Here is a 16,007-nt window from a genome sequence, read left to right on the forward strand (position 1 = left end):
GAACGCAATGACCTGCACGATCGGAATCGACATCGGCTCGGGCGCGGTCAAGACCGTGCTGTTCGAGGTGGACGGAGACAGGCAGACCTGGCTCGCGAAGCGCTGCGAGCGGATCCGCCGCCGCGACCCGATGCAGCTGGCCGAGGAGGGGCGCGACGGCGTGCTGGCCGACGCCGGCCTGGACCCCTCGGCGGTGGACTACATCGCGACCACCGGCGAGGGCGAGAACGTGGCCTTCGCGACCGGTCACTTCTACTCGATGACCACGCACGCGCGCGGCGGGGTCTTCCTGCACCCCGGGGCGCGGGCGGTCGTCGACATCGGGGCCCTGAACGGGCGGGCGATCTACGTCGACGAGCGCGGCAAGGTGCTCGCCTACAAGATGACCAGCCAGTGCGCGTCGGGCTCCGGGCAGTTCCTCGAGAACATCGCGCGCTACCTGGGCGTGGCGGTCGAGGAGATCGGTCCGCTGTCGCAGAGCTCCGAGGACCCGGAGAAGGTCAGCTCGATCTGCGCGGTGCTGGCCGAGACCGACGTGATCAACATGGTCTCGCGCAGCATCGCGCCGGCCGACATCCTGAAGGGAATCCACCTGTCGATGGCCTCCAGGATCATCAAGCTGCTGAAGGTGACCGGCATCAAGGAGGGCACCGCGCTGATGACCGGCGGGCTCGCGCTCGACACCGGCCTGATCGCCGCGCTGCGCGAGGAAATCGCGAACGAGAAGACCGCGGTCGAGATCGTGAACCATCCGGACTCGATCTACGCCGGCGCGATCGGCGCGGCGCTGTGGGGCGCGTTCCGGCACGGCCGGCTGGCCGCGCTGCAGGCGCAGGCGGCCTGAGGTGCGTCGACGCGGGCGCCCGCCCGGGCCCGCCGGGCGACGCGACCGTCGAACACCGGTGTCGAACACCGATTCCCCGGAAATTGCCCAGACGAAAGGGAGGCCGACATGGCACTGACGATCAACGAGAACTGCACCGCCTGCGACGCCTGCAAGCCGGTCTGTCCGAACGACGCGATCAGCGTCGGCGACCCGGCCTACGTGATCGACCCGCTGCGCTGCACCGAGTGCGTCGGGGCAGAGGACGAGCCCCAGTGCATGCTGGTCTGTCCGGCCGACTGCATCGAGCCGCATCCGGACTTCCGCGAGACGCCAGAGGAACTGCTCGCGAAGTACGAGTCGCTTCACGGCTGACGCGCGCAGGCCTCCTTTTCCGCGCGGCGTTCCCGCGCGCCGGCGGCGACGGCCGCCGCGGTGCCGACGACGAAGGCTGCGAGCGCCAGCGCGTTCAGCAGGCCGCCGGTGCGAGACAGCGCGAACGCGCCGCTCGCGTCGCCGGCCAGCCTCAGCAGCAGCGACAGGTGCAGCAGTGCCAGCGGCAGGTAGAACCAGCGCCGATAGGGCACCGCGACGCGCAGCACCGCCGGAAAGATGATCGGCGCGTGGCCGAGGACCATCGAGAACACGAATCCCAGCGCGAGCGCGTGTATTGCCGCGCCGTAGGCGGGGCTGCCCGGCGACAGCCCGCCGGCGGCCGCGACGATCGCCCCGCCCAAGGCCAGCCAGGCGTAGCCGGCCAGCAGGCAAATCGCGATGAAGCGGGTCAGGCCCCCCTTGCGGACGGTGCGGCGTGCGATGTCGTGGCGCAGCAGCCACGCCGCCAGCAGTACCAGCCCCGCGCCGAAGGCGGAGCCGGCCCACGGCCCGTCACCGGCGGCCAGCACGAACAGCATCAGCGCCAGCACCGCCCCGAACGCGAGCTTCGCCGCTTGCGAAGGCGGCATGAAGCGCGACAGTTCGAGCCGCTCGCCGGCGATCGTCAGCACCAGGAAGGCCATCCACCAGCCGGCGACCTCGTGGACGGCCGCGCCGGCGGCCCACAGCGCGGTCCCGAGCGGCCAGCAGGCCGCGGCCGCCGCCATCGTGAAGGTGAACAGCGCCGGCTGCCGGCGAAGCACGTCGAGCGACGCGACGAGCAGGACCAGTCCGGCCAGGAACCAGGCGACGGCCGCCAGGCCGGCGGCGCTGCCGAGCGCCGGCAGTCCGGCGCCGCCGAGCGCGAGCATCGTTCCCGCGCCGGCCAGCAGCGGCCCCGAATAGGCCCACGGGCGCCCGATCGCAACCGCGCGCTCCAGCGAGATCACCGTGCCGAAGAAACCGCAGACGACCAGCGGGCCGTGCAGACCCGCCGACTGCGCGGCGATGTCCGGCATGCTCCAGCCGAGCCGGGCAAGGCCTGCGCCGACGCCTGCCAGCAGCCCGGCGAAGCCCAGCACCAGGATCGGCGCCCGCCACGGCGGCGGGATTCCCCGGCTCGCCGGCTTGCCGGGTGGCGAGGTCGTGGTCGGGGCCGGGGTCGGCGCGGCCGGCCGCGCACCGCCTTGGGGGGACGCGGGCACCGGACTACCAGCCGAAGTGCTCGCGGGCGATGCCGGTCATCCGGTCGGGCGTCCACGGCGGGTCCCAGACCAGCTCGATGTCGACGCGCGCGGTGTCGGGAACGAGTTCCGAGACGACCCGGCGCGCGGCCTCGACGATCATGTCGGCCATCGGGCAGGCGGCAGTGGTCATCGTCATCTCGACCCGGACCGAGTCCTCCGACACGTCGATGCCGTAGACGAGCCCGAGATCGACGATGTTCATGCCGGCTTCCGGGTCGTCGACCTGGCGCAGCGCCTCGCGCACCGCGTCGTCGTCGGGCATGCCCTCGATCACTGTCGTGCTCCCGGCGCCACCGGCGCTCGCGGTTTCACCGGCCCGCCGAGGCGTCTGGCGAAGGCGAGCCGCTGCGAGGGTGCGAAGCCGGCGTCGTACAGGAAGCCCTGCAGCGCCAGGTCCTGCGGCGCGACCTGGGTCTCCACGCGTTCGATCCGCAGCGCCGCGAGGTTCAGGAACAACTGCGACAGCAGCGCGTGGCCCACGCCGCGGTGGGCGTATTCCGGATCGACGCCGATCGTGTCGATGACCGCCACCGGCTCGGTGCGTCCGAAATCGCCGAAGTCGGCGCGGGCCATCACGAAGCCGACCACGACGCCGTCCAGCCGCGCGCCCAGCGAGACGCGCAGCGCCGAATCCGCGAGCGTCTCGCCGAGCTTGCGCGCCATGTAGTCGCGCCGGTCCCGCCCGGTGATGCCGCGATCGATGCGGGCCAGATCGGGCAGGTCGGCGGGCTCGAGCGCCCGGATGTCGGCGGTGTCGCGCGCCAGGCGCTCGAAGTCGTTCGACTCGCCGCGGCCGTAGTCGATCTCGCGAACCGGCGGCGCTCCCGGCAGCACCGGACCGGGCGAGGCGTCGCCGACGGCGCCCTCGGGCTCGTTCGCGATCGTGTCGATCTCCCCGTGGACCGGGCGGTCGACCACGTGGGCCGCAGCGAGCGAGAACCCGGCTGCGTCGAGCCAGCCGAGCATGCGGTGCGCGTTCCAGGCGGCCTGGGTGCGGAGGTCCGGAACCCCGTGGCGGCCGGCCCATCCGGCGAGCCCGTCGAACAGCAGCCGGCCGATGCCGCGGCCGCGCGCGTCGGCGCGAACGCCGATCGCCTCCAGGCGAAGGCTGCGGTCGCGCTGCCCGAACTCGCCCTCTAGCACTCGTGCCAGCACGTAGCCGGCGAGGCCGCGGGCGTCGCGCACCGCGAACTGGGCATGCAGCCCCGGCTCGCGCAAGGCGGCGGCCAGCCGCCGCTCGAAGTAGAGCCGCCGCGAGCGGCCTTCCCAGGCCGCGTCGATCGCGACGACGTCCTCGAGATCGTCGCCCGCCAGCGGGCCCAGGGTGTCCTGGTGGGCAGCAGCGTTGTCCATGGATGCGCTCCCGTTCCGGTTGGGCGTGCCGCGATCAGCCGGCCGCGTAGGCGAAGGCGAGTTCGCGATCGGTGTCTTCGTCGAGCAGGTCGTCGAGCATCGGCAGAAGGGCCATCGTTTCCTTCTGGATGTGGGAGACCTGCCGCTCGACGATCTCCAGCGCGCCGACCTTCAGCGCATTCCAGCCCGAGTCGTCCAGCACGCCTTCGGCGGCAGCGCGCGCCAGCGGCAGCGTCGAGCGGGCGGCGTCGCGGATCGCGGCATGCTCGTCGGCGAGCAGGCCGGCGATGTCGGCTTCCCCGGCCTCGGCCAGAAGCGGGAACAGCTGCTGCTCCTCGAAATCGAAGTGCCGCTCGAGCTCTTGCTCGAGATGCCGGGCGAGGGCGGCCGCGATCCGTGCGAGCTCGGGGTCGCCGCCGGCGCCGGACCGGGGCAGGCGCGCGAAGGCCTGCTCGACCTTGCCGAGCAGGTCGAGGTTGACGCGGTGCTCCTCGTCGAGCGCGTGGCTGACCTGACGCTGGAAATTCATGCCGACCCCAATTACGGTATTCGAATACCAAAATACTAGTCGCGTCGACCGGACGCGCCTTGACCCGGGTCAAGGGGCCGGATCAAGGGCCGGGTCGGGGGCGGGCGCCGCATCCGCAGCACGACGACGGCGAAGAAGGCCGCGAAGGCGCAGGCGCCGACCGCGCCGACAGCGGCAGCGGCGGCGGCGATCGGCGGGCTGTCGAGGACGACTGCCAGGCCGAGCAGGCCGAGCGCGGCGAAATGGCACCAGAAGTGCACCGCGAGCGGCCGGTCGTCGGTCAACGACGACGGCGTGCGCGGCGGACCGCCCCCGGGCGGCTTGTGCATCGACGCGAGGAACGGAAGGATCCGTTGCAGGATGCCGAACAGGAAGCCCAGCAGCCAGCCGCCGACGAGCAGCAGGCCGAACAGCGTCGGCGCGCCTTCGAGCGGCAGGTCCAGCGCCACCGCCAGGCCGGCGGGCACGCTCGCGGCCAGGAGCGCCCAGGAGACGCGGACCATGGTGAACGAGCGGCCGAGTTCGCGGCGCATGCCCTCGCGCAGCGCGCGCAGCATCAGCCGCAGGTGGATCGCGATCGCTACTGCCGCCGCGAGCGTGGCGCCGGCCCGCAGCGCGGCCGCGGCCGTTGTCGGTGCCAGCGCCGCGGCTGCGGCCAACCCCAGCGCCAGAGCGGCGAGGCCGCAGGACACGAGGGCCGGGCGAGCGGCCGGCGCCGGCGACAGCGCGAACATCGGCACCAGGATGTACGACAGGCCCAGCGCGAGCATGCCCATGAAGCCGTACGCGGAGAGGGCCACGTGCAGCGCGAGTGCGGTGCCGCGGTCCGGCGCCGGCAGCCCGGCATTGGCCAGCACCAGCGACACGCCGGTGGCCAGCGTGGCGAGCAGGGCCGCGAGCGCGACCCAGCCGTGGGCCACGACCGCCGGCATGCCGCGGGCGCCCGCGAGATTCCTGGCGAGCAGGGCCGCAAAGACCGCCAGGCCGGACACGGCCGCGACCGCGCCGGCCCCGAGGAGCCAGGACGCTCCGGTACCCATGCCGATCGCGAGCGCGGCCACGCCCGGCGTGTAGAGCCACCACAGCAGCGCGGGCAGGCGCGTCGCGCCGACCGGCTGGCGGGTCGCGACCGGCAGCAACTGCAGGCTGGCGCCGATCGCGGTCATCGCCAGCACGCCCAGCGTGGCCAGGTGCAGTCCGGCGAGCGTCCAGCCGAGTCCGCCGGCGAACCTGGGCAGCGTGGCGCTGCCGGCCAGCAGCGCGAGCCAGGCGAGCAGGTGGAAGGTCGCGGCAGCGCCGAAGAAGCGCAACGGGATCGACGCCGGCAGCAGGCGGCTGCCGGCCCCGGCCAGGAGCAGCCCCGCCGAGGGCCTGGCGGTCGGGCGCATGGCTCAGCCGGAGATCGGCGCGAGCCTGAGCCTGACTTCGCCCGGCGCGCCTTCGATTCGCGTGGCCGCCCAGCCAAGTTCTGCGAGCTCGGGGTAGAGAAGCTTCGGGTCCCTGTCGTGATGCACGATCAGCGGCCCGCCGTCGGTCATCGAGCCGACCAGCGCGAGGATCGCGACCAGGGGCCCGGGCGGCGCAAGCCCGCGCACGTCGACGTGCAGCCCGTCGTCCTCGCGCCAACGGCGGGCCGGCCCGCCGCCCGCCTGCCCGGTCACGGCCGGCCCGCAGCCTTGCTTCGGCCCCTCGCTCATGCGTGTTCCTGTCCGGAGGCCGGCGGCGCATCGGGTCGAGACGCCGCGGCGAGCTCGGCCAGCAGGCGCCGCGCGGCGACCGCGGCGACCTGCCGGCGGTAGTTCGACGGCGTCACCGTGGTGCGCATCGGGCCGACCTGCTTCTGGACCATCTTGCCCAGCGCCGCGAGCGCGGCCTCGTCGACCTCTCGCCCGAGCAGGGCCTGCGTGCCCGACACCACGAGGGGATGCGAGTTGGTGCCGGTCAGCGCCACCCGCAGAAACCCGAGAGCGCCGCGCTCGTCGAGCTCGACCGCGCAGGCCACGCCGGCCAGCGGGAAGTCGATCGCTCCGCGGGTGGCGACCTTCCGGTAGGCCGACCGAAGTCCGTCGGGCGCCGGCGGCACGCGCACGCTGGCGAGGATCTCGTCCGGCGCGACGGTCAGGTGGGCCGCACCGTCGTCGCGGAACAGCTGCGCGAGCGGCACGACGCGCATTCCCCGGGCGCTCACCAGTTCGGCCTCCGCCCCGTGGACCAGCAGCGCGGGCGCGAGGTCGCCCGAGTAGGCCGCGTGGCAGCGCTCGCCTTGCGGCGCGACGTGGCAGGTGTCGCCGCCGCGCTTCAGGCAGTAGCCGTTCGCCGCGCGCCACCACTCGCTCTGGTTGTAGTAGACGCAGCGCGTGTCCAGGCAGAGGTTGCCGCCCAGCGTCGCGACGCTTCGGTGCGCGGGCGCACCGACCGCGGCCGCGGCCTCGGCGATCGCTGGCCACGACCTGGCGAGCGCCTGGTCGGCGGCGATCCGGGCGAGCGTCGTGCCGGCGCCCAGCCGGAGCCCCAGTTCGTCGAACTCGATCGAGTCGAAGCCGGACAGGCCGCCGAGGTCGACGAGCACCGCCGGTCGCTCGATGCCGCGACGAAGGTTGGGCAGCAGGCCGGTGCCGCCGGCGATCAGGCGGGCGCCCGGCATCCCGGCCAGGATGGCCGCGGCCTCGGCCAGGCTGGCCGGCCGCCTGAGCTCGAATTCGTGCAGCGCTTCCATCATCGGCCTCCGAGGGAATCCGCGGCGGCTGCGGCGGCGCCAGCAGCGGCTCCTGCGGCGGCCAGCCGCTCGCGCCGGCGCCGCGCCTGGATCGCGTCGAGAATCCGGTCGGGCGAGGCCGGCAGTTCGTCGAGCCTGATGCCGATCGCGTCGCAGATTGCGTTGGTCAGCGCCGGCGGGAAGCCGTGCAGCGCGCCTTCGCTCGCCTCCTTCGCGCCGAAGGGCCCGAGCGGGTCCATGCTCTCGACCAGCATCACGTCGATCGGCGGCGACTCGGCGATCGTCGGGATCCGGTAGTCGAGCAGGTTGGGCCGCATCGTCAGCCCCTCGTGGTACTCGTTCTCCTCGCACAGCGCCTGGCCCATCCCCATCCAGACGGCGCCCTGCACCTGCCCCTCGGCGGCCAGCGGATTGATCGCCCGGCCGCAGTCGTGCGCGACCCACACCCTTTCGACCGTGACGATCCCGGTGTCTTCGTCGACCGAGACCTCGACCACCTGGGCGGCGTACGAGAAGCCGGCGGCGGAACCGACTGCCGCTCCGCGGAACTTGCCGCCCTGGGTCTCGGGCGGTGTCGACCAGGCGCCCTTGACCGTCAGGGTGCCGGAGTCGGCCAGCGCGGCCTCCACGACGCGGCGGAACTCGAGCGTTCGGTCGGCGCCGGCCACGCGGCAGCGCTCGCCCGCCCACTCGATCTGGTCCGCGCTCGCGTCCAGCGCGCGGGCGGCGGCCTCGGTCAGCGTCCGGCGCAGCGCCTGGGCGGCGCGCAGCGCCGCGTTGCCGACCATGAAGGAAACCCGCGACGAGTACGAGCCGTTGTCCTTCGGGGTCAGCGCGCTGTCGGCGGCGATCACCCGGATCCGCGCGAGCGGCAGCTCCAGCACCTCGGCGACCACCTGCGCGAGCAGCGTCGACGATCCCTGGCCGATGTCGGCCGCGCCGGTCAGCAGCGTGATCCCGCCGTCGAAGTCGAGCTTCAGGTTGACCACCGCGTGCGGCTCGCCGCTCCAGTGCACCGGCTTGGCCGATCCGGACACGTAGTGCGAGCAGGCCATGCCGAGGCCGCGGCCGGGCGGCAGGCGGCCGCGCCGCTCGCGCCAGCCCGAGGCCTTCTCGACCCGGTCCAGGCACTCGGGAAGGCCGCAAGAGTTCACCTGCAGATCGTTCAGCGTGCGCCAGGGCGGGACGATCAGGTTCGCGCGCCGGACCTCGAAGGGGTCGAGCCCGAGCTCGGCGCCCATCTCGTCGAGCAGCGACTCGAACGCGTGGCGCGCGTCCACCGCGCCGTGGCCGCGCATCGCCCCGCAGGGCGGCGTGTTCGAGTAGACCCTGAAGCCGCGGTAGCGGACCGCGCCGACGCGGTACAGCGCGTGCAGCAGCGCGCCGGCGTACAGGATCGTGACCAGCCCGTAGCCTGCATAGGCTCCGCCGCGCTGGACGATCTCGCAGTCGACCGCGGCGATCTCGCCGGCGCGGGTCATGCCGATCTTCAGCCGGATGTCGGTCTCGGGCCGGGCGCGATGCGTGAGGAAGCTGTCCTCGCGCGACTGCTCGATGCGCACGTTGCCGCCGGCGGCGCGCGCCAGCGCCGCGGTGACCATCTCGAAGTTCAGCGGCTCGACCCGGTGCCCGAAGCCGCCGCCGACGAAGGGCTTGACGACGCGGATCCGGGAGCTGTCCATGCCGAGGCAGCGCGCCAGCGTCAGGTGCAGGTAGAAGGGCACCTGGGTGACCGAATGCGAGGTCAGCAGGTCGCGCTCCGGCTCGTAGCAGGCTACCGCGGCGTTGAGCTCGATCTGGCCGTGGGAGACCTCGGCGTAGCGGAAGCGCTTCTCGCGAACCAGGTCGGCCCGCGCGAAGCCGGCGTCGACCTCGCCGAAGCAGTGGTCGACCTCGCGCTCGATGTTGCCCGCCTTGCCGTCGTGCAGCAGCACCGCGTCGGGCGCCCGGGCCTCGGCGGCGCCGAAGTACGCGGGAAGCGGCTCGATGTCGAGCCCGATCGCGGCGATCGCGGCGTCGGCGGTGGCCGCGTCGACCGCGGCGACCGCCGCCACCGGCTCGCCCCGGTAGCGGACCTTGTCGCGCGCCAAAGGCCACTCGTTCTGGGCGATCGGGATCACCCCGTAGGGCGCGGCGAAGTCCTCGCCGGTGATCACGGCGCGCACGCCGGGCATCGCGCGGGCGCGGCGGACGTCGATGCCGCGGATCACGCCGTGCGCGACCGGGCTGCGCAGGATGCGGCCGACGAGCAGCTCCCCGAAGGGCAGGTCGGCGGTGTAGCGGGCCCGCCCGGTGACCTTCTCGATGCCGTCGATCAGCGGCGTGCGGCGGCCGACCGCGTGCCCGGCAGCTGCCGTGTCCGTCGCGTCGATGCCGGGTCCGCCGTGCGGGCGCGGGGAGGTGTCGCTCCAGTTCATCGCGTCATGCTCCGGATGCGGCCTTGACCGACTCGACGATCTTCACGTAGCCGGTGCAGCGGCACAGGTTCCCGGACAGGGCCTCGCGGATCTCGGCTTCCGACGGCGCCGGATTGCGCCTGAGCAGCGCTTCGGAGGCCATGACCATGCCCGGGGTGCAGAAGCCGCACTGCGTGCCGAGGTTCTCGTGGAAGGCCTGCTGCAGCCGGCTCATCCGTCCGGCACTGGCCAGACCCTCGATCGTCTCGACCCGCGCGCCCGCGCAGCTCGCGGCGAGCGTCAGGCAGGCGAGCCGCGGCAGGCCGTCGACCAGCACGGTGCAGGCGCCGCACTCGCCGCCGTCGCAGCCCTGCTTGGTGCCGGTGAGCCCGGCCGTGTCGCGCAGGTAGTCGACGAGCAGCGTCTCGTCGGCGACCGCGTCGTGGCGCTGCCGGCCGTTCACGTCGATCGCGAGAAGTCTGGTCGCCATCGCCTCATGCCTCCTTGCGGCGCAGGTCGCGCACGCGAACCGCCTTGCCCTCCGAGCGCGGGATCTCGCCGGGCGACCTGACCCGGACCTCGCAGCTCACGCCGAGGGTGGACTTCAGGCGCTGCGCGGCCCGGCCGGCGATTGCGGGGAAGGCATCATTCGCCACGCCCGGCGCCGCCTCGATCTCGACCGCCAGGGTGTCGAGGCGACCCTGCCGGTCGACGACCAGCTGGTAGTGCGGCGCGGTGCCGTCCAGCCCCACCAGCACCGCCTCGATCTGCGACGGATAGACGTTGACGCCGCGCACGATCAGCATGTCGTCGTTGCGGCCGGTGACCCTGAGGATCCTCAGGTGGGTTCGGCCGCAGTCGCAGCGCGCGGTGGTCACGCGGGTGATGTCGCGCGTCCGGTAGCGCAGCATCGGCAGCGCCTGCTTGGTCAGCGTCGTGATGACCAGTTCGCCGGCCTCGCCCTCGGGCAGCGGGGCGCCGGTTTCCGGATCGACGACCTCGAACGCGAAGTGGTCCTCCCAGCCGTGCAGGCCGGCCTGCGCCTCGCACTCGCAGGCAACGCCCGGCCCCATGATTTCGGACAGGCCGTAGACGTCGATCGCGCGCAGGCCGAGCCGGGCCTCGATCTCGGCGCGCATCGCGTCGCTCCACGGCTCGGCGCCAAACATGCCGACCTCGAGCGCGGAGTCCTTCGCGAGGTCGACGCCGTTCTGCTCGGCCATCTCGGCGATCGCCAGCGCGTAGGACGGCGTTGAGCACAGCACGCGGGCACGGAAGTCGACGAGCAGCGACACCTGCCTCGCGGTCGAGCCGCCGGACACCGGCACGACGACCGCGCCGAGCCGCTCGGCGCCGTAGTGCGCACCCAGGCCGCCGGTGAACAGGCCGTAGCCGTAGGCGTTGTGCAGGACATCGCCGCGCCGCGCGCCGGCCGCGTGCAACGAGCGGGCCATCAGCCACGACCATCGGTCGAGGTCGTCGCCCGTGTAGCCGACGACGGTCGGCTTGCCGGTGGTGCCCGACGACGCGTGCAGGCGCGCCAGCTCGCCCAGCGGGCGGGCGAACATGCCGAACGGGTAGTGCTCGCGCAGGTCGGCCTTGGCGGTGAACGGCAACAGGTGCAGGTCGGCCAGCGAGCGGACGTCGGCCGGCCGCACGCCGGCCGCGTCCATGCGCGCGCGATGCAGGGGCACGCGCTCGTACGCGTCGGCCACCGTGGCCCGCAGCCTCGAGAGCTGCAGCGCGGCGAGCTCGTCGCGCGACATCGTCTCCTCGGCCGCGTTCAGGTAGCGGGCGGCACCGGGAAGCTGCGCCGCTTCTCCCGCGTTCCAGATCCTGGTTCCCATTCCCGGCTCCTCGATGCTTGGGGTCGGCGGCTCAAAGGCGCGCGCCGCGCACCGGCAGCGCCGCCAGCGCGAACCCCTGGTTGAACCCGGCGCGGGTGATCAGCGTGTGCTTGAGGTTCGCGCCGGCGAATGCCGCGGCCGCCCCGGCCGCGACGGCCAGCGCCTGTGCCGCGAGGCCGCTCGCCAGGCCGATGCCGACCGGCGCGATGAGCGCGAAGGCCAGGTAGCTGCCGACCCTCTGCAGCGTGTCTCCGGCCCGGTCGAGCGCCGCGCGCGCTGGCGCCGCGACCCGGTTGCCGAGCCGGCGGCGGTAGGCGACCCAGTTGGCCCAGCGAAGGGCCACCAGCGCGGCGAACACGGCCATCAGGACCGGACCGGCGCTGCCGTGGACCGGCTGCAGGACCAGGTACAGGCCGCATCCCTCGGTGAGCCCGGTCGCGACGATCAGCGGGACGATTCCAGGCTGCCGCCAGGCCGGGATGCCGCGCGACGCGCGCAGGATGCGCGCCTGGCAGTAGAGGAAGGCCAGCGCCAGCAGGCCGGCGGCCCAGGCCGCCGGCGCGTACCCGGCGGCGCCGGCCAGGCCCGCCGGGAAGAGCAGGGCGGCCGCGAACGCCTCCCGGCTCATCCACGAGGTGCGCGGGTTGAAGAACACGTGCAGCGCGCGCCAGGGCCGCCCGATCTCGAGCCACACGCAGCTCAGGCCGGCGCCGACCAGGGCGAGCCCGAGCAGGATCAGGGCGGCGCGCGCACCCGCTTCCGTGCCGCCGAACGCGGCGAACACGAGCAGGCCCGCGCCGGCGCCGCCGCAGACGAAGTTGCCGGCCGCCCGCCAGTCCCAGTGCGCCTGCTGCCAGGGTGTCGGTCCGTAGCTCATTCGCCGGCTCCGTCCCACAGGTAGTGGAAGCCCGGTCCGGTGCCGAGCTCCTCGTGCATCCGGAAGCTGCGGTTCTCGGCCAGCAGCCGCGAGACCTCGCTGTCCGGGTCGTCGAGGTTCCCGAAGGCCAGCGCCCTGGCGATGCAGGCGTTCACGCAGGCCGGCGTGGCCTCCGGGTCGGTGCCCGGGCGCAGGCCCTTCGCCAGGCCGTCGTCGATCCGGTCGACGCAGAAGGTGCACTTGGTCGCGACCGCGAGCCGCGCGTCGTCGTGCCGGGCCGCCTCCTGCTCGGTCGGCTTGCCGTAGGCGAAGACGGCCCGGTCGGTCTTGTAGCGCGCCTGGTACGGGCAGGCGACCGCGCAGTAGGCGCAGCCGATGCACAGGTCGTAGTCGATCGTGACGATGCCGTCGGCGCGCTTCTTCGTGGCCGTGGTCGGGCAGACCTCCATGCACGGCGGGTCCTCGCAGTGCTGGCAGCCGGTCGGCACGAAGGCCCGCTGCACGTCCGGGTACTCGCCGAATTCCATGTCGAGCACGCGCCGCCACTGCACGCCGGGCGGCGTCGCGTTGGCGTGCCGGCAGGCCGCGGTGCAGGTCTGGCAGCCGACGCAGCGGCGCAGGTCGGCGACCATCGCCCAGCGTGTCATCGCGCAACCCTCCCGATGCTGACCCGCACGATGTCGGCGCTCGAGCCGGTCGCGTCGGTGAGCGCGATCGACATCGGCGCGAGCGTGTTCAGGCTCGGCATGCCGAAGTCCCTGGCGAAGGGCGTGGCCCAGTGGTCGAACTGCCCGATCAGCAGCAAGGTGTCCGGCCGGATGCCCTGCCTCAGCACCGCGCGGCCGCGCACGCTGCGCGCGGGCGTCGCGATCTCGACCTCGTCGCCCTCGGCGATGCCGAGCCGTTCGGCGGTCCCGGCGTTCACGATCACGCCGCGGTGGCCCGCGATGTTGTCGGCGACCTCGCGGATCATCTGCACGCCCACGTTGCCGCCCCACGCGTACTGCATGCTGCGCGCGGTCAGCAGCCAGAACGGGTAGTCCCCGGCCTTTCCGCCGCCGAGCGTCACCGCGTTCTCCCAGATGCCCGGGAAGTCCTTCCAGACCGGCAGCGCCTGGTACTCGGCCATCTGCCGGTCCCACCAGTGCATGCCCTTCTCGTGCAGCCGCCTGCCGAGCTCCTCGCCGATCCGCATGAGCCGCTCCTGGTACGGAAGCTCGAAGCGAAGGCCGCGCTCGACCATCGTCGGGTACAGGTACCAGTCGCTGCGCGGGAAGGGGCGCGTGGCGAGCCCGTGCTCCCGCCACCAGTCCAGCCCGTGCGCCTTCTCGCCGTCGGTCAGCTCGCTGCTCGCCGCGCGGCAGACCGCGTCCCAGATGCGCTCGCGATCGTGCACCTCGCCGGGGTCCAGCGAGAAGTCGTGATGCTCGCCCTTCAACGGCACGCCGGCCGCGCCCTTGTTGATCGACCTGACGTAGGCTTCGGTCAGGCCGGTCCGGCGGGCCAGTTCGGTCGCGACGTCGGTGAAGTCGCGGGCCTGTCCGCGCGCGTCGATCGCCGGCTGGCGCAGCGCGAAGCCTTCGTGGTCCCAGAACTGCTCGACGTACTTGGTGCCGCCGATCCGGATCAGCTGCAGGCTCTCCAGGTCGGTCGCGTCGGGCAGCAGGATGTCGGCGAAGTGGTTGGTCTCGTCGCGGGTGTAGGCGAAGCAGACCACGAACGGGAAGCGCGCCATCTTGTCGGCGACCGCGTGGGTGTCCCAGAACGAGATCGCCGGGTTGGTGCGGTACACGAACCAGACGTCCGGGAAGGTCACCTCGGGCAGGCCCTCGGGCGTGCCGTCGAGGAACATCCACGAGAAGTGGGTCGGGCCGAGCGCCTGGCTCCAGGCGCCGTTGCCGGCCAGCGGCACCATGGTCCGGTAGGCGTTGCGGATGTTCGGCCGGGCCGACCATCCCTCGCGGTCGGTCGGGTTGAGCGGATAGTCCATGAAGCCGTCGGGCCCCGGCTTCGCGCTGTCGAGCCGCTGCGCCATCGGCCGGGCTAGCCTCACCGTGGTGCCGATCGTGCCGCCCGGCACCTCGAGCGCCCCGACGAGCGCCGCCAGCATCGTTCGCGCCCAGCAGCACTCGAAGCCGCCCCAGCCGTTGTTCACGGTCTTGCCCAGCGTGACCGCGACCGGCCGGAACGGCAGCTCCTTGCCATCGATCGTGATCGTCCGGCCCACGCAGGCGTGGTCCAGGTACTCGTTGGCGATGCGCCGGATGTCGGCCGCCGGCACGTCGCAGATCGCCGACGCCCACTCCGGCGTGTACCGAGCCATGTGCGCGAGCAGCTTGCGGAACGCCGTCTCGCCCGCGAGCCGGCCCTCGGCCAGGACCTCCCCGTCGGGGCCGGTCTCGATCGCGTCGGTCTCCACCGAGGCGTCGAGGTCCTCGTGCAGCCCGGGGGTGTCGTGCGGCACCGCGGCGCCGCTTTGCGCATCGCGCACCAGCGGCTTGCCGCTCGCCCGGTCGCGCAGGTAGTAGCCGTTCGGCCCGACCAGGTAGGCCGAGCCGGTGCGCACCCGCAGGAAGGGCAGGTCCAGCCGCTCGCGCTGCGCCTCGTGCAGCAGCACGTTGATCAGCGCGTACAGGAAGGCCGCGTCGGTCTTCGGCCTGATCGGCACCCAGCGGGCCGAGCAGGCGCCGGTCACCGACAGGTGGGGCTCGACCTGAACCCGCTTCATGCCGCGCACCCGCGCCTGGGAATGCCGCCAGATGCCGACCACGCCGCCCGAGGCCTCGATGTTGGAGCCGCAGGAGATCAGGTAGTCGCACAGCGGCGTGTCGGCCGACACGATGAAGGCCCGGTGCCAGAACTCGCCGTACAGGTGCTCGGAGTGGTAGCACTTCACGCCTTGGCCGGAGCCGAAGCCCATGTCGACCGGCCCCCAGGCGGCCAGGAAGGCCGGGAAGGTGCCCATGTAGGACTGCGGGGTGCCGCCGCCGCCGAAGCTGGCCGCGAGCCGCGGGTAGCCGGAGGCATCGGTGAGCCCGGTCTCGCGGATCCGGTTCAGGCGCTCGGCGATCGCCTCGAAGGCCTCTTCCCAGCTGATCGGAACGAAGCCCGGGTCCTCGTCGCGTCCCTTCCTCGGGTTGGTCCGGCGCATCGGCGTCAGCACCCGGTTCGGGTTGTACGTCTTCTGCACCAGGCCGAAGGCCTTCACGCAGACCTTCCCGCCGCCCGGGTGGACCGGGGCGGCGCAGAAGTTCGGCTCGACCTCGGTGGCGACGCCGTCGACGACCTTCACGGTGAGCAGGTCGGGGCCGGCGACGCACTGGTAGCAGTAGGTCGGCACCCGCCGCTCGCCGGGGCGCGGCGCGCCGCTCCCGGGACCGTGCGCGGCCATCGTGGCGGCAGGCGTCGTCACAGCCCGGCCTTCTTCGCCTTGGCGGCCAGGCGCTCGGCGGTCTTCGCCACGTCGACGACGAAGCGGTGGTGGCGGCCGCGGCAGATCGCGTCGATGCCGTCGGTGCCGGCGAACTCGAACACGACGGCTCGGCCGTTCGTCTCGACGACGCTCACCGTCAGCTCGACGGTCATGCCGAGCAGCGTGGCGGCCAGGTGATCGATCTCCACCCGCGTGCCCACCGAGTCCTCGCCCGGATCCAGGTGCTCCAGAAGCAGTTCCCGGCAGGCGATCTCGAGGTCCTGCACCAGCATCGGCGTCGCGTAGACGCGCGCCTGCTCGCCCATGAAGTCGATCGTTCGCGCGCGATCCACGACGATCCGCGAGCTCCGGGTCGTGCCTGCCGCCAGGGATGGTTTCATGTTCGTCTCCGGGTCGTGTTAGTCGGCATGG

General features: G+C 73.1%; 16 protein-coding genes. 2 read left to right on the plus strand and 14 right to left on the minus strand.

The annotated features are described in order from the left end of the window. Positions 1-7 precede the first annotated feature (7 nt). Both bcrD and M6I34_RS00780 read left to right on the plus strand, forming a co-directional pair. Positions 8-844: a benzoyl-CoA reductase subunit D gene (gene bcrD / locus M6I34_RS00775; protein ID WP_272483815.1), complete on the plus strand. Its 837-nt coding sequence runs from the start codon at positions 8-10 to the stop codon at positions 842-844. Between the two features lie 108 nt (positions 845-952). Continuing rightward, entirely contained in the window at positions 953-1,198 is a 246-nt protein-coding gene (locus M6I34_RS00780) for a YfhL family 4Fe-4S dicluster ferredoxin (protein ID WP_272483816.1), read from the plus strand. Here M6I34_RS00780 and M6I34_RS00785 read toward each other — a convergent pair. The 14 genes from M6I34_RS00785 to M6I34_RS00850 form a co-directional block, all read right to left on the minus strand. Further along, positions 1,189-2,280, minus strand: coding sequence for a hypothetical protein (locus M6I34_RS00785; protein WP_272483817.1), 1,092 nt, complete (start codon positions 2,278-2,280; stop codon positions 1,189-1,191). The genes M6I34_RS00780 and M6I34_RS00785 overlap by 10 nt on opposite strands. A 127-nt stretch (positions 2,281-2,407) precedes the next feature. Continuing rightward, positions 2,408-2,707: a metal-sulfur cluster assembly factor gene (locus tag M6I34_RS00790; protein WP_418953525.1), complete on the minus strand. Its 300-nt coding sequence runs from the start codon at positions 2,705-2,707 to the stop codon at positions 2,408-2,410. 8 nt (positions 2,708-2,715) lie between these two features. Further along, positions 2,716-3,798 (minus strand): GNAT family N-acetyltransferase, encoded by a 1,083-nt coding sequence (locus M6I34_RS00795; RefSeq protein WP_272483819.1) that lies wholly within the window; start codon positions 3,796-3,798, stop codon positions 2,716-2,718. A 34-nt stretch (positions 3,799-3,832) separates the two neighbouring features. Beyond that, positions 3,833-4,327: a hemerythrin domain-containing protein gene (locus M6I34_RS00800; protein WP_272483820.1), complete on the minus strand. Its 495-nt coding sequence runs from the start codon at positions 4,325-4,327 to the stop codon at positions 3,833-3,835. Between the two features lie 35 nt (positions 4,328-4,362). Then, positions 4,363-5,715 carry a hypothetical protein gene (locus M6I34_RS00805; protein ID WP_272483821.1) on the minus strand — a complete coding sequence of 451 codons (1,353 nt, stop codon included), beginning with the start codon at positions 5,713-5,715 and terminating at the stop codon, positions 4,363-4,365. A 3-nt stretch (positions 5,716-5,718) separates the two neighbouring features. Beyond that, a complete protein-coding gene (locus M6I34_RS00810) occupies positions 5,719-6,024 on the minus strand; it encodes a DUF2249 domain-containing protein (RefSeq protein ID WP_272483822.1) in 306 nt (101 codons plus the stop codon). Beyond that, positions 6,021-7,043, minus strand: a complete 1,023-nt coding sequence (gene hcrB / locus M6I34_RS00815) for a 4-hydroxybenzoyl-CoA reductase subunit beta (protein ID WP_272483823.1) — start codon at positions 7,041-7,043, stop codon at positions 6,021-6,023. Before hcrB ends, M6I34_RS00810 begins: the two co-directional genes overlap by 4 nt. After that, positions 7,043-9,460, minus strand: a complete 2,418-nt coding sequence (gene hcrA / locus M6I34_RS00820; protein ID WP_272483824.1) for a 4-hydroxybenzoyl-CoA reductase subunit alpha — start codon at positions 9,458-9,460, stop codon at positions 7,043-7,045. Before hcrA ends, hcrB begins: the two co-directional genes overlap by 1 nt. A gap of 4 nt (positions 9,461-9,464) precedes the next feature. Further along, complete coding sequence (gene hcrC / locus M6I34_RS00825; RefSeq protein WP_272483825.1) at positions 9,465-9,929, minus strand: 4-hydroxybenzoyl-CoA reductase subunit gamma; 465 nt, start codon at positions 9,927-9,929, stop codon at positions 9,465-9,467. 4 nt (positions 9,930-9,933) lie between these two features. Continuing rightward, positions 9,934-11,205 carry a phenylacetate--CoA ligase family protein gene (locus M6I34_RS00830; RefSeq protein ID WP_272486568.1) on the minus strand — a complete coding sequence of 424 codons (1,272 nt, stop codon included), beginning with the start codon at positions 11,203-11,205 and terminating at the stop codon, positions 9,934-9,936. 112 nt (positions 11,206-11,317) lie between these two features. Further along, a complete protein-coding gene (gene nrfD, locus M6I34_RS00835) occupies positions 11,318-12,163 on the minus strand; it encodes an NrfD/PsrC family molybdoenzyme membrane anchor subunit (protein ID WP_272483826.1) in 846 nt (281 codons plus the stop codon). Continuing rightward, a complete protein-coding gene (locus tag M6I34_RS00840; protein WP_272483827.1) occupies positions 12,160-12,810 on the minus strand; it encodes a 4Fe-4S dicluster domain-containing protein in 651 nt (216 codons plus the stop codon). Before M6I34_RS00840 ends, nrfD begins: the two co-directional genes overlap by 4 nt. Then, the gene (locus M6I34_RS00845) at positions 12,807-15,575 is read right to left on the minus strand and encodes a molybdopterin-dependent oxidoreductase (RefSeq protein WP_272483828.1); all 2,769 of its coding nucleotides are present in this window, start codon (positions 15,573-15,575) and stop codon (positions 12,807-12,809) included. Before M6I34_RS00845 ends, M6I34_RS00840 begins: the two co-directional genes overlap by 4 nt. Beyond that, positions 15,572-15,976, minus strand: coding sequence for a thioesterase family protein (locus tag M6I34_RS00850; protein WP_272483829.1), 405 nt, complete (start codon positions 15,974-15,976; stop codon positions 15,572-15,574). The genes M6I34_RS00845 and M6I34_RS00850 overlap by 4 nt, the downstream gene beginning before the upstream one ends. Between the last annotated feature and the right edge of the window lie 31 nt (positions 15,977-16,007).

Origin of the sequence: Zeimonas sediminis, from assembly GCF_023721795.1 — a bacterium.
GTDB classification, from domain to species: domain Bacteria; phylum Pseudomonadota; class Gammaproteobacteria; order Burkholderiales; family Burkholderiaceae_E; genus Zeimonas; species Zeimonas sediminis.